Here is a 13,344-nt window from a genome sequence, read left to right on the forward strand (position 1 = left end):
GGCGGGCGCGGCCATTCCTTTAGGAGATCTTCGCGACACGTCGCCAGTGGCCCGGCGTGCCGGCCAGGCAAAAAGAAAGGGCCCCCGGTCTCCCGGCGGCCCTTCTGGTCAGGCGCGTGGCCGGATCAGTCCGGCAGCCAGGCGCGCCCCCAGTTCAGCAGGTTTTCGCCTTCCAGCATCCAGTCGCGGCGCACCCTGGCTTGCAGCTCGTCGCCGATCCGCGCCGTGGCGTCGAGGTCGGACAGGTGCATGCGGATCGCGTCGACCCAGTCGCGGTAGCGGTTCTTCACCCGCGTCACCGGCAGATCGCCGCGATAGCAGAGCACATCGCTGCACACCACCGGGAAGCCGAGCACGCCGTACTCGAGCAGGCGCAGGTTGCTCTTGCAATCGTTGAAGCGGTTCTGCTCCAGCGGCGCCAGCGCCAGGTCCAGGTCCAGCGAGGCCAGGCGCTCGGGGTAGTCCGCAATGGCGACGCCCGGGTAGTACTCGCTGACATAGGGCCGCAGCTTGTCCGGACAGAGGCCGAAGAACACCCAGTCGACCTCGTCGGCCAGGTCGCGAACCACATCGGCGATGAGCTCCAGGTCACCGGTGTGCCCTACCCCACCCGCCCAGCCAACGCGCGGCTTGCGGCCAACGCGGCGGCGGCTGGTGCGGCCTTCCCACCAGTCGACCGGCAAACGGTTGGGCAGCACGCGGATGTCGCTGTGCAGATCGGCCAGGGATTCGGCCAGCGCGTCGGTGGAGACCACGAAGCGGTCGCACATCGATACCGCGCGCCGCAGCGAGCGCAGGATGTCCCTGGGCATCTCGTCGCGGTGCAGGCTCTTGAGCGGCAGGTTGGGCAGGTAGTCATCGAGTTCATAGACGCGGAAGCTGCGGTTGAACGCCTTCATCTGCTCGATGGCATCGAGCTGCGCGTCAGTCACCTGGCGCTGCAGTACCACGCTGTCGGCGTCGAAACGCTGCAGTTCCACCGGGTCCAGCAGGTTGCTGCTCAGCGCACCTTCCAGCAGACCTTGCCGCTGCATCGCCAGGAACGGTTGCCGCACGCGGTAGTGACCGCAGCCAGTGGCGTCGGCCGGATAGGCCACCACGCGCGGCATCAGCGGCTGCACGAAGGGCTGCCAGGCGACGCCTCGGGCGACGTCCAGTTCGAAGCCGGCACGCTGCAGGCTCAGGTTCGGGTTGTAGGCCGGGTCCTGCGCCAGCAGGGGCAGCCACTTGCGGTACATGGCCTGCTGCTCGCCGCGGAAGCGACGCAGCTTGGCTTCGCGCTGATCCGCGGCCAGTTCGCGCTGGCTCACGCTGCCCTCGTGCAGCAACGCGGCGTAGGGCGTCCACAGGGTCAGGTAGCCCGCCTCGCGCACCTTCAGGCAAAGGTCGACGTCGTTGTAGGAGACCTTGAAGTCCACCTCGTCCATGCCCCCGACGGCCTCGTAGACCTCACGACGGATCAGCAGGCAGGCCGCGGTGACCGCGCTGTAGTCCTGGTCCACCAGCAGCCGCTGCATATAGCCGGCAGCGTGTTGCGGATCGCCAATGAACGGATGGTCGGCCGGGCCGTTCAGGCCGAGGATCACCCCGCCATGCTGGATGCGCCCGTCCGGGTAATGCAGCTTGGCGCCGACAATCCCGACCTCGGGGCGACGACCATGGTTGAGCAACTCGTCGAGCCAGTCGGCGTCGACCACTGCCGTATCGTTGTTCAGCAGCACCAGGTACTCGCCCTTGGCTTCGCGTGCCGCGGCATTGTTGATCGCCGAGAAGTTGAACGGCCCCGGATAGCGCAGCACACGCACCTGGGCGCTGCCCATCGACTCGATGCCGGCAAGCCACTGGCGGGCTTCTTCGGTCTGGCTGTCATTGTCGATGATGAGGATCTCGAAGTGCTCGTAGCGGGTCTTCTCGAGGATGCTCTCGACGCAGCGGCGCAGGATGGCCAGCTGGTCCTTGGTCGGGATCAGGATCGAGACCAGCGGTTGCTGCGGATAGTCGTAGCGAATCCGGTTGACCCCCGGCGTCACGCCGGCCTGCAGTGTGTGCGGCACGCCCAGCCGTGCCAGGTGGGCGGCGATCAGCGCCGCGCCATGCTGGCGAACCTCGTCGCTGACCAGCCACTCGGCGAACGGCACGGCGGCGTGGCAGAGCACTTCGGCGACGTGGCCAACGCTGTCCAGGCCGAAGGTTTCCGCGGCGCGCAGTTGCAGGTCCTGTACACAGAGCCCGGCGAACTCGGCGCGCAGGCCGCCCAGCTCGTCCAGGCATTCGCGCGCTACGCAGAGATTGCGCCCGGTGTAGGGGTAGCTGCGCAGCAGGTCGAGGTTGAAGTCCGGCTTGAAGATCGGCGTATGGCTCTGGTCACCCTCCAGCCGGTCCTCGTCGACGTAGTAGCAGCGCGCCGGCAGGCCCGAGAGGATACGATCGGCCAGCAACAGCAACGCGTGCTCGGCCAGGCGGTCACCCGCCGGCAACAGGTAGAACCACTCTGCGTCACTGCCGGCGAGGTGCCGGGCGACACGCTCCCAGAACTGCTGGGAGGTTTCCCCCGCCTCACCAGGCAGCCAGGTGGAGGGCGCCGCCAACTGCTGTGCGGCGACACTGGCAAGGCTGCTCTGCGCGGCCGCCTCTGCCCCTCCCAGCACCACGACTTCGAAGCGCGGGCCGGGGTGATCGCCCAGGCGCCGCTGGAAAGCGCTCAACTGCTGCGCGCTCAGGCGGTGGCAATAGCGGAACTCCACCGGCGTGACGGGGCCGGCGCCAGCACCGGCGCGCTCGCGATCCAGCTCGGCGAGAAATTCCGCACGCGCCTGCTGCACGCTGCCATCGGTCTCGATGGCATGCCGCTCATAGAGGCGACGGAACAAGGCGGGGAAGTTCTTGCGCTCGCGCGCGCTCATGCGCTGCTCGGGGTTTTCCTGACGAACATGAACCTGCACGGTTTCTTCGGCGACATGGCTGAAGCGGCGGCCGACGGACAGGCGCAGGAGCATGTCCCAATCCTCCAGCGCGCTGAGGCCTTCATCGAAACCACCGACCTCGTCGATCCAGCTGCGCGGGTGGGTCCAGGCATTCACCGGGATGAAGTTCTGCACCTGCAGGCGGGCCAGGTCGAACTCGCCATGGACCGGCGAAGACTGCCGGGACAGCTCCTGGCGGCGTCCGCCCTCCAGGCTTTCGAGCACGTAGCGGGTGTCGGTATAGACCAGGCACTCGGCATCGGCATGGGCCGCGGCGTGCCGCTGGAAGTGCTGCGGCAGCAGCGTGTCGTCGTCGTCCAGGTAGGCCAGGTAACGCCCGCGGGCCTGGCGGATCGCGGCATTGCGGGCGGCGGAAAGGCCACTGTTGCGCCCCAGCCGCAGGTAGCTGATGGGGAATTCGTAGCCCTGCAGCAACTGCTCCACCGGCTCGCCGCAATCATTGACCAGTACCACCTCGAAGTCCTGGAAGGTCTGTGCTGCCAGGCTTGCCAGGGCATCGCGAAGGAGCTCGGGACGGTTGAAGGTGGTCAGGATCACCGAGAACAACGGCTCCGCCCCGGCAGCGGCGGCCGGCGTGTCGAAGAGCTGGCGACGAATCGCCGCGCTGCGCTCGCGCACCTGTTCGCGAACCTCGCTCGAGGCACCGTTCAGGCGCTGCTGGAAGAGATTCCAGATGGGCTCGGCAGCCGCCCGCAGGCGCGGCAGCAGGTCGGGCTGCGCGAGGCAGTATTCGAGCAGGAAGGCATGCTCGAGCGTCGGCCCATCACCGCCGTAGAACGTCTGGGAAATCTGCCCGGAGTGCACCCGGTAGCCCACGGTCGGGCGCCGCACGAAGACGAAATCCGGCGCCACCCGGGCAATGCGAATCCAGAACTCCCAGTCGCCGGCGATCATGCCCTCGTGCAGCAGGCGGCCGTTCTCCAGGCGAATCCGCTCGTACACCGAACGGCGCAGCATGACCGCGGAGGGGGTGATGTAGTTGTCGTGGCGAAGCAGGTCGACCACCTCGTCGCGGCCGCCCACATAGGACCGCGTGGCATGCGCGGGATGCTCGGCATAGCGCACCAGGTTGCCGTGCTCGTCGATCCAGTTGCACTGGCTGTAGGCAAGCGCGGCTTGCGGGTGGTCTTCCAGCGCCTGGAACAGCGACTGCAGGTGACCCGGATAGAGGAAATCGTCGGAGCCCAGCACCACGACGTAGCGGCCGCGGCCCGACTCGAAACAGCGGGTGGCGTTGCCGACCACGCCGAGGTTCTGCGGGTTGACCTCGAAGTGATAGTGCTCGCGCCCTTCGTAGCTGCGCAGGATGTCCAGGCTGTCATCTTTCGAGCAGTCGTCGAAGACCAGTACCTCGAAGCTCACGCCACGCTGGGCAAAGATCGAGTCGAGCGTCTGCCGCAGGTAAGCCGCGTTGTTGTAGGACATCACGGCAACGGTGATATCGGGGACCGACTGTGGGTTCATTGACTTCCTCTCACGCCCGCCGCATCGATGCGGCGGGACCAGAATGACTCACGCCCGGCCACCGCCAGGGCGAAGGTAACGTGCTGTTCAGGCCGACTCGAAGCGACGGATCTGCAGGCCGACACGGTCGATATCGTCCAGCGTCAGGTGCGGCCCGATGGGCAGGCTCAGTACCTCGCTGTGCATCTGTTCGCTGATCGGCAGGCTCAGCTGCCGCTCGGCATACGCCTGCTGCCGATGGGGTGCGATCGGGTAATGGATCAGCGCACCAATTCCGCCGTCGGCCAACCACTGCAGCAAGGCGTCGCGGCGGGCATGGCGGATCACGAAAAGATGCCAGACCGGCTCACACTCGGGCAGTACTTCCGGCAGCCGTACGCCCGCCACATCGGCGAGCAGCTCGCGATAGCGCGCGGCCTGGGCACGGCGCTGCCGGTTCCAGCCATCCAGGTGCGGCAGCTTGATGTTGAGCAATGCCGCCTGCAGTTCGTCCAGGCGATGGTTGAAGCCGATGCGCTGATGCACGTAGCGCTGCGGCGAGCCGTAGTTGCGCAGCAGGCGGATCGCCTCGTCCAGCGCGCTGTCATCGGTGACCACCGCTCCCGCATCGCCCAGCGCGCCGAGATTCTTGCCCGGGTAGAAGCTGAAGGCCGCTGCATCGCCCAGCGTGCCGGCACGCCGCCCGGCATGACGCGCGCCATGGGCCTGAGCGGCATCCTCGATCAGTTTCAGGCCATGCCGCCGGGCAATCGCCGACAGCGCCGGCATGTCGGCGGTCTGCCCGTAGAGGTGCACGGCGATGATCGCCCGGGTGCGCGGCGTAATCGCCTGTTCGACGCGGGCAGGATCGATGTTGCAGGTGGCCGGATCAGGCTCCACCGGCACCGGCGTCGCGCCGCAATGCGACACCGCCAGCCAGGTGGCGATGAAGGTGTTGGCCGGTACCAGCACCTCGTCCCCCGGGCCGATGCCGAAGGCCTGGAGGATCAGCTGCAGGGCATCCAGGCCATTGCTCACGCCAATGCAATGGCGTGCGCCGCAATAGTCGGCGAAGTTGCGTTCGAAAGCCTCGACCTGCGGCCCCAGCATGTACTGACCGGAGGCCAGGAAGCTGGCGAATGCCGCCTGCATCTCAGCGGCCAGAGGCTCATGCACGGCCACCAGATCGAGGAAGGGAACCTTGTCGCTCACTTGGCGCCACCCCGGACAGTGTCGATGAACTCCTGGTAGTCATAGATGTAGTCCTTCGGACTGTAGTGCGCCGAGGCCAGCACCATGCACACCGAGCCGGAGGAGAAGTTGTCGATCTCGCGCCAGATCATCTTCGGCAGGTAGAGCCCGTAGTACGAGCGGTTCATGTGGACCTTGCGGCGGTTGTAGCCGTCATCGAGAGTGATGTCGAAACTGCCGGACATCGCGATGATCATCTGCTCCAGCTCGAAATGCGCATGGCCACCCCGGCTGGCGCCACCTGGCACGTCGTAGAGGTAGTAGACGCGCTGGATGTCGAACGGCGTGTGCTTGCCACCCTCGATGAAGCTGAGATTGCCACGGATGTCGTGAACGATGGGCAAGTCCTGCAGCTGGCATTTTTCCAGGGACATAGGGGCTCTCCGTCGCTCAGCGGCGATCGATCATTCGGGCACGCACGCCCAGGTTGGCCATCAGGGCGGCGGGCAGTTGCTCGCTCAGGCGGTTCAGGCCATCGATGAGTTGCGGGCTGTAGTCGAGCATCATCGAGTTGGGCAGGGTCTTGAGGAAGAAGCCCTTCTCTTCGAGCACTTCGAAACCCGCTCGCTGCAGATGTTCACGCAGCGTCGGCAGGTCGTAGACCCGCTGGTGGCCGACGAGATGGTCGCGCGGGCTCAGCGAATCGAGCTGTGGCTGCAGCCCCATGAGGACCGCGAGACGACGGTGCAGCGACTCGCGGTTGGGTACGACGACGATCAGCTCGCCGTCCGCACCCAGCCAGCCGCGCATGTGTTCGAGCAGCGCCACCGGGTCGTCGACATGCTCCAGCACATGCAGCGCCAGCACCTTCTGGTAGGGCTGTGGCGCTTCGTAGTGCTCGAACAGACTGTGGATTGCCTCGACACCGGGGTAGTCCGCACGCACTCGCTGCACCAGGCTGGCCGCGCCCTCGAGCACGGCGTAGTGAGCGGCCTGGCCACTCAGTCGCGACAGGGTGATGCCGTCGCCGTAGCCCAGTTCGAGCACGCGGTCGTCGTCGCTCAGCAGGCTTGCCAGCCAGTCGCAGCAGTATTCCTGGCAGGCGCTCTCGATGAACTTGTCAGGCACCGCGTCGTTGAGGTGGTAATCCCTGGCGATGCGCTCGAGCTCTTCAGGGGTGACAGTGGCGGAATTCTGGCTCGGCATGGCTAGCTCCATTGCTCGGCAAGCTTGAGGCCCTGGATGATCTGGTCGTTCAGCGAGGCAACCCCCAGGCCCAGCAGGCTGCCGGTAAGCGCGAAGCGGGCATCGCCGGCAATCGCTCGCTGCAGGCTGGCGCAAACCTCCTGCGCGGCGGCGTTGGGCAAGGCCAGCGCATTGCGCGCCTGCAGGTGGCGCAGTACGACGAAATCATCGGGATGACGGATAACCCCCAGCTCGGCCAGTTCGCCGAGCAGTTGGGGAAGCGGGTGCCCCGCATCGGCCGCCGGATAGCGACGGCTGAAGTAGTCGGGGTTGCACTCCAGGCTCACTCGGTGCCATTGCGGGTCGAGCCCGGCGACGGCATCGTGGTCGGTGACGCGGAACAGCGCGAACTGTGCGTCGGCCACCAGCAGGCAGGTGGTTTTCTGCGGCAGGTGCTCGCGGGCCACCCGGCCCAGCACCAGGCTCACCGATGCGGCCGGCGGTGGCTCGGCGGCAGGTTGCCCGAGCAGCTCGGCGGCGCGTTGCGGCGCCACGCCCAGGGCCACGCGGTCGGCGGCCATGCTCTGGCCGGCAAGCCGGGCAACCAGGCCCTCCGGCGTGCGCTCAAGGCCTTCCAGCGGCGCCGCATCGATGCTCACCCCGCTCGCCTGCAGGGCCTCCAGCAGGCCCTCGACCAGAGCCCCCGAGTAGCCCTCGCGGGCAGCGCGGAAGCGGTATTCGGGCAGCCCGTGGTCCTCGCCGGCAAAGGCCTTGCTCAAGGTCTGCGGGTAGTACAGCGGCAGCCAGCCCAGGCGGTGATAGCGCGCCAGGATCTGCGCCGAGGGAACGCCGAGGATCTTCTCGCACAGCGGCTCGAACACCTGCCGGTGCAGGGTCGCCCCGTGGTTGACCAGGGAGGCTTCGGCATAGCTGGCACGATCGTAGGCAGGATGAGTGATCTTGCCGGCAGCATGCAGCGGGTGGTGGCTATCGACCTGCGCGAGTTCATCCAGCACCTTGCCGGCTTCGGGCCAGTCGGCGAAGCGCTCCAGCCGATTGGCCATGATGAAGTCCGGATGCCGGGCGCCACCGCTGTGAACCTGCGGCGTCGGCACGTCCAGCGTGGCGACGAAGCGCTCGAGATAGTCCCCGGCCAGTGCCGTGAAGCGCGCGCAATCGTTGCGCCGCGCGGGGTCGTAGCCCTGCACGTCGGCGCTCTGCGGCACGCGCGAGTCGTGCTCGAACAGCACCATGCCGATATCGAAGCCCTGCCCGTCCAGGCGCATGCCGGCGAAATGCCCCCCGGCCGGCTTGCCGTCCAGCAGCAGGCGCACCGGGCGCCCGCGCTCCGCCAGTTGCAGCGCCGCCACCAGCAGCGCCAGGTTGTTGCCGATCAGCAGGGTCTCAGACATGGGCCAGCCTCGCATTGACAAAGATTTCCGAACCACAGCCCGGCAACCTCCGCGCCAGTCCGTAGAGTCCTTCCAGATGCGCCGGGGTGAGGAAACCGCTGTCGCACAAGGTCTGCATCTGCGCGTGGGTGAAGGGCTTGATGAAGTAGCTGCCGCTGTCCTGCACTTGGAACCCGGCACTGGCCACCAGGGCACCCAGGCTGGCCAGGTCGAAGGTGGAGTGCTGCTGCATCCGTTGCTGGGTCGCGGAGCGCTCGAAGGGGTCCTCGATCAGCCCCATTTCCACCGCCAGCAAGCGATGCAGGGAGTAGGCGTTGGGCACGTTGACATGCACCAGGGTGTCGGCATGGCAGTGCCGGCGCACGGCTTGCAGCAACGCCTGCGGGTCAGCCACTTCATGCAGAAGACTGCTGAGCACGATGAAGTCGAAGCCGCCTTCACGCAAAGGCTCCGGCACGTCCTCGAGAAAGCCCTGGACGACCTCGACGCCCTGGCGTGCGCCCGCCAGCTCACGGGCGTGCGCGGCGAACTCGGCGGACGGCTCGACCACCGTCACCTCCAGCGCGGCTGGCAGGTCCTGGAACAGCGGGCGCAGGCCGCAGCCGATTTCCAGCAGGGTCGAGGGTGCCTGCAGGGATACCTGCTCCAGCACGAGGCGGCGGCGGAACGCCAGTTGCGTCGCCTCGAACGGCAGGGCGTGGTACTCACGGCTGTAGGATTCGATATCACGCATCGAAGGTTTTCTCCAGACGGAACTTGAGCGACTCCTCGAAGCCCAGGCCGCGCTTGAAAGCGATCAGACCGGGGTTGAGTTGCAGATCCAGCGTCGAAGTGCCGGCGTCCAGCAGCGCAATGCCGCGACGCTGGCAATCCTCGTAGATGCTCTGCGCCAGCAGGGCTACCGGGCTGTACTGGGCAAAGCCGGGGCGATCGCCCCAGTAGAAGACGTAGAGGACCTGCGGCGTGAGCTGCAGGCAGATCGCCGCGGCGACCAGCTCCTGCTGCCGATGGCAGCCGTAGAGCGCCACGGCATCAGGGAACAGCGCCTGCATCTGCTCCAGCTGCGCGAGTTGCATGGTGACGGGAAACCCACGCGCCGCGCGGTTCTCGGCAATCACCGCATAGGCTGCCGGAAGTTCCCCGGCGGGCAGCGCAGCTGCGCTGAAACCTTCGCGCTGGCATTTGTTCAGGCGTTTGCGATTGGCGTGATTGAGGCGTTCGGGGAACGGCCGTTGGTCCACCGGCAGGCCGTAATTGAGGTCCACCAGCGACTCGCGAAAGCCCAGCGAGCGCAGCAGGAAATACTCCACCGCGCCATCGGCCATGGCGTGCTGGGCCGGCGGCAGAAGCACTTCGAGCGTCCGCGCGCCCTGCTCGGCGAGGCAGGCGGTAACCTCTGCAAGGAACTCGGCCAGGACCTCCGGGCGTATGCCGTGGCTGCAGCTCAAGCCGCCAAAGGTGCCACGCGCGGGGCTGCGCCAGACCTGCTCGCGTACCCGGGTGAAATGCAGCGTGGCGCAGGCCCGGCCGTCGACCACCCACTGGAAGTAGTGGCCGTCGCCTTCGGCGTGCAGGCGGAAGAACTCTGCACGGTTGAAGAGATGCAGGCCTTCCTGGGGGAGAAACCGATCGATGACGAGCAAGCTGTGATCTCCAGGCGGCAGGCTGGGCAATGCGTCGCCCGGCATGACCGCTGCTGAACCCTGGAGCCCGTCGCCATGCGGCTGAAGCCAGCCGGTTTTTTGACGAGAGCCCCGATGTCCAGGCTATGGAGCAAGAACCAAGCCAAGCCGCCGGTGGATCAGTTGAGGTAGTTGAACAGGCTCAGCCCGCTGATCTTCACGTAGCTCTGCTGCGCCGCCTGGAGGATGGTCGACTGCATCGACAGGCGCGACAGCGCCTCGGGGAAGTCCAGGTCCTGCAGGTCGGAGATGACGCCGGTGTTCACCAGTTTCACGTCATCGATGAAGGTCTCGGTGGAGTCGATCACATTCAGCCGCGCGCCGATCTTGCCCTGGCCCGAAAGCACCTGGGTATTCACCGAGTCGAGGTTGGAAAGGGCGATGGCCGTGGCGTCGCGGATCCGGTAGTTGCCTTCCTGGTCGTCAGTGGCGCTGGACAGCGCCTTGCGCAGGTCGGCCACGACATTCAGCAGGCCCTTCTTCTCGGTGGACGGGTCGCGGTTGATGGTGAAGGTATCCCCCGCCGCCGGCTTGCCGTCGATCTGCACCTTGACCCCACCGTATTCGATGAAATCGTTGGTCTGGGTGTTGTCGTCGATGGCGCCGGACTTCAGCGCGGTGTAGCTGCCCGGCAGCGCCGGGTCGTTGAGGTCGTAGACCTCGTAATTCTTGTCGTCGATGAAGCGGATGCCGATGCCGTCGGTGGCGGCCGGCGGAGTGCTCGAGGGGAAGGTGCCGTCGTAGGCCTGCTTGTCGGTGACCAGGCCCAGCGAGACCCGTCCGGTGCCGGTGTTGGTGGCGGCCGCGCCGGTGGTCACGCGATTGGCGTTGGTGGCGCTGTCGAACAGCAGCTTGCCGCTGTCGCTGATGCCCAGGAAGGTGCTGCTGGCGATCTGCAACTGACGCTGGCTCTCGTCGCCCTGGTAGGTGTACGTGCCGTCCGGGTTGCGCACGAAGGGCTGGGTGTCGCCCTGGCTGCCGGAGAACAGGTACTTGCCGCTGGCGTCCTTGCTGTTGAGCAGGTTCATCAGCTCGTCTTCGCGCTGCGAGAGTTCGGTGGCCAGGGAGTTCTTGTCGGTGGAGTCCAGCGCGCCACTGCCCGCCTCGACGGCGATCTCGCGGATACGCTGGATGACGTTGCCGACGGAGCTGAGGATCGACTCCTCGGAGGTCAGGCTGTTCTTGGCCGAGGTGATGTTGCTCTTGTACTGGTCATTCAGCGACTGCTCCTGGCTCAGCTGCAGCAGGCGCACCGAGGCCACCGGGTCGTCCGCCGGGGTGAGGATGCGCTTGCCGGTGCTGATCTGCTCCTGGGTGCGGGTGACGCTGGAGTAGTTCTTCTGCAACCCGCCGACGGAGTTGTTGTACGCCTGGATAGTGGAGATGCGCATGGTCGATTCCTTCGTCAGCTATCAGCGGAACGCGCCGATCAGGGTGTCGAACAACGAACGGGCCACCTGGATGACCTGGGCCGAAGCGCTGTAGTACTGCTGGAACTGGATGAGGTTGGCGGCCTCTTCGTCCAGGTTCACACCCGACAGCGAGTCGCGGTTGTCCTGCGCCTGCTTGAGCACGGTGGCGCTGGCGTCGGCATTGTTGCGCACCTGTGCGGTCAGGGTGCCGATGCGCTCCACCAGGCCGCCGTAGGCGTCGTTGTAGGTCGCCCCGCTGCTGCCGGTGCCGCCGACGGTGGCCTTGCTCTGCAGGCCGGACAGCGCCAGGGCGTTGCTGTTGTCGGAGATGCCCTTGGTGTTCATGCCCAGGGTGAAGCTGTCGCCAGCCTGCGGCACGCCACTGAGGGTGAATTCGTAGCTGTAGCTGTTGCCGGTGCCCGGGTCGGTGTAGTCCAGGCGCACGGTATTGGTCTGCCCGGAGGTGAGGCCGGTGGTCGAGGGCGACACGTAGCTCAGGGTCGCTCCCGCCGGCAGGGTGCCGGTCAGGCTGTTGCTGGTCGCGTCGAAGCTCAGCTTCAGGCCGTTGGCGCCGAACAGGTTCTGCAGGTCGCCGGTGTTGATCGGCGACGGGCCGCCGGTGAGCTTGGGCTGGCCGATGGCGCCGGTGCCGCGGTTGTTGGTGGTCGATTCGCTGCGTGCGGTACCGGCGAAGGCCAGCTGGTCGGCCTTGGTCAGCACCGTGCTGATGTCGGCGGCGCCACGGCGGGTCGGCTGCAGGGTGAAGCCATCGCCAGCCGGCGGCAGCGTCGGCATGGTCACGCTGAAGCCCTGGTCGGTCCCGCTGCCGTCGGCGAAGCTCAGGGTGTAGGGGCCGGTGCCGGTGACCGTGACGTTGACCTGCGCGTTGTCGGAGAGACGCCGCGCCGTGAAGTTGTTGCCGTCATATTCCAGGCGATAGTCGCTGGCACCCAGCTTGCTGGTGTCGGTGATTTGCAACTGGGCATCCACCGTGCCGCTGTTGGTCGACTGCGCCAGCACGCGCAGGCGCGCGATGCTCGGGTCGTTGATGTTGCCGAACAGGTTGCTGCCGGCATTGCCGGAGAGGTCCAGGCCCTGGCCGAGCTGTTTGTTGACGGTGTCGGCGAAGGTCAGGGCGATCTGCCCCAGCTTGTTGTACGAGGCGTCCAGCGCGGTGTCGCGATAGGCGATCAATCCGCCCATCTGGCCACCGGAAATCTGCGAGGTGATGGTCTGGGTGGCGCTGCCGCTGACCAGTTGCACTTCATAGCGGTTCGGGTCGTTGGTCCCCGGCACGACCTGCAGCGACGAGGTGGTGGTGCCCACCACCAGCGGCTGGCCGGTGCCGATGAACAGGTTGACCGAGCTGTCGTCCTGGGGCACAGCCTGCACGCCGATCAGTTCGGAAAGCTTGCGGATGGTCTCCTCGCGGGCGTCCATCAGGTCGTTGGGTTGCCCGCCGGCCGCCTTGGCCTTGGCGATGGCGTCGTTGTAGCTGGCAACGCTGGAGGCCAGCGAGTTGACCTGGCTGGCCAGCGAACCGAGCTGCTGGTTGATCAGGCTGTTCTGTTTGTCCAGCTGGTCGTAGAGGGTGTTGAAGGACTTCGACACGCCCTGCGCCTCGGCCAGCAGCGCCTCGCGACCTTCGGTGGCCGAGGGGTTGGCAGCGGCGGTCTGCAGCGCGGCGAAGAACTTCTGCAGCGCCGGACTAATACCGGTGGTGGTGTCGGAGAGCAGCGAGTCGAGCTGTTCGATCTGGCCCTGGAAGGCGCTCAGCTCATTGGACTGGCTGGTGGCGCTGCGCACCTGCGAGAACAGGAAGTCGCTGGCCAGCCGGCGCACGTCCACGACCTGGCTGCCCGAACCGATGTAGCCGGCGCCGCTGTATTGCGGGATGCCGGTCTGCTGCACCGATTGCTGGCGGGAGTAGCCGGGCGTGTTGACGTTGGTGATGTTGTGGCCGGTCACCGTCAACGACGTCTGGCTGGAACGCAGGCCAGACAGGCCAATGGAAAGTAGATCGCTCATCGCTCTT

Annotated in this window: 9 protein-coding genes; all 9 read right to left on the minus strand. The window is 66.6% G+C overall.

Going from position 1 to position 13,344, the window contains the following annotated elements; all coding sequences use genetic code 11:
- Nucleotides 1-125 precede the first annotated feature (125 nt).
- On the minus strand, nt 126-4,448 hold the full coding sequence (locus N5C91_RS21865) for a glycosyltransferase (protein ID WP_279831938.1): 4,323 nt from the start codon (nt 4,446-4,448) through the stop codon (nt 126-128).
- An 87-nt stretch (nt 4,449-4,535) separates the two neighbouring features.
- Nucleotides 4,536-5,639: a DegT/DnrJ/EryC1/StrS family aminotransferase gene (locus tag N5C91_RS21870; protein ID WP_279831940.1), complete on the minus strand. Its 1,104-nt coding sequence runs from the start codon at nt 5,637-5,639 to the stop codon at nt 4,536-4,538.
- Nucleotides 5,636-6,052: an FdtA/QdtA family cupin domain-containing protein gene (locus N5C91_RS21875; RefSeq protein WP_236173886.1), complete on the minus strand. Its 417-nt coding sequence runs from the start codon at nt 6,050-6,052 to the stop codon at nt 5,636-5,638. Before N5C91_RS21875 ends, N5C91_RS21870 begins: the two co-directional genes overlap by 4 nt.
- Nucleotides 6,053-6,068: 16 nt before the next feature.
- Nucleotides 6,069-6,824, minus strand: coding sequence for a class I SAM-dependent methyltransferase (locus N5C91_RS21880; RefSeq protein WP_236173884.1), 756 nt, complete (start codon nt 6,822-6,824; stop codon nt 6,069-6,071).
- A gap of 2 nt (nt 6,825-6,826) precedes the next feature.
- Nucleotides 6,827-8,215 (minus strand): hypothetical protein, encoded by a 1,389-nt coding sequence (locus N5C91_RS21885; RefSeq protein ID WP_236201133.1) that lies wholly within the window; start codon nt 8,213-8,215, stop codon nt 6,827-6,829.
- Nucleotides 8,208-8,948, minus strand: coding sequence for a class I SAM-dependent methyltransferase (locus N5C91_RS21890; RefSeq protein ID WP_279831943.1), 741 nt, complete (start codon nt 8,946-8,948; stop codon nt 8,208-8,210). Before N5C91_RS21890 ends, N5C91_RS21885 begins: the two co-directional genes overlap by 8 nt.
- On the minus strand, nt 8,941-9,858 hold the full coding sequence (locus tag N5C91_RS21895; protein ID WP_279831945.1) for a GNAT family N-acetyltransferase: 918 nt from the start codon (nt 9,856-9,858) through the stop codon (nt 8,941-8,943). Before N5C91_RS21895 ends, N5C91_RS21890 begins: the two co-directional genes overlap by 8 nt.
- 158 nt (nt 9,859-10,016) lie before the next feature.
- Nucleotides 10,017-11,288: a flagellar hook-associated protein FlgL gene (gene flgL, locus N5C91_RS21900; RefSeq protein WP_279831947.1), complete on the minus strand. Its 1,272-nt coding sequence runs from the start codon at nt 11,286-11,288 to the stop codon at nt 10,017-10,019.
- A gap of 21 nt (nt 11,289-11,309) precedes the next feature.
- Nucleotides 11,310-13,337 carry a flagellar hook-associated protein FlgK gene (gene flgK, locus N5C91_RS21905; protein WP_236173875.1) on the minus strand — a complete coding sequence of 676 codons (2,028 nt, stop codon included), beginning with the start codon at nt 13,335-13,337 and terminating at the stop codon, nt 11,310-11,312.
- Nucleotides 13,338-13,344: the final 7 nt, after the last annotated feature.

Origin of the sequence: Pseudomonas sp. GD03903 (genome assembly GCF_029840045.1) — a bacterium.
Lineage (GTDB): Bacteria > Pseudomonadota > Gammaproteobacteria > Pseudomonadales > Pseudomonadaceae > Pseudomonas > Pseudomonas pseudonitroreducens.

Bases quoted from the DNA above. Each gene is read 5' to 3' on its own strand.
- N5C91_RS21865 (WP_279831938.1), bottom strand. From the start codon at position 4,448: ATGAACCCACAGTCGGTCCCCGATATCACCGTTGCCGTGATGTCCTAC.
- N5C91_RS21875 (WP_236173886.1), bottom strand. From the start codon at position 6,052: ATGTCCCTGGAAAAATGCCAGCTGCAGGACTTGCCCATCGTTCACGAC.
- N5C91_RS21880 (WP_236173884.1), bottom strand. From the start codon at position 6,824: ATGCCGAGCCAGAATTCCGCCACTGTCACCCCTGAAGAGCTCGAGCGC.
- N5C91_RS21885 (WP_236201133.1), bottom strand. From the start codon at position 8,215: ATGTCTGAGACCCTGCTGATCGGCAACAACCTGGCGCTGCTGGTGGCG.
- N5C91_RS21890 (WP_279831943.1), bottom strand. From the start codon at position 8,948: ATGCGTGATATCGAATCCTACAGCCGTGAGTACCACGCCCTGCCGTTC.
- flgL (WP_279831947.1), bottom strand. From the start codon at position 11,288: ATGCGCATCTCCACTATCCAGGCGTACAACAACTCCGTCGGCGGGTTG.
- flgK (WP_236173875.1), bottom strand. From the start codon at position 13,337: ATGAGCGATCTACTTTCCATTGGCCTGTCTGGCCTGCGTTCCAGCCAG.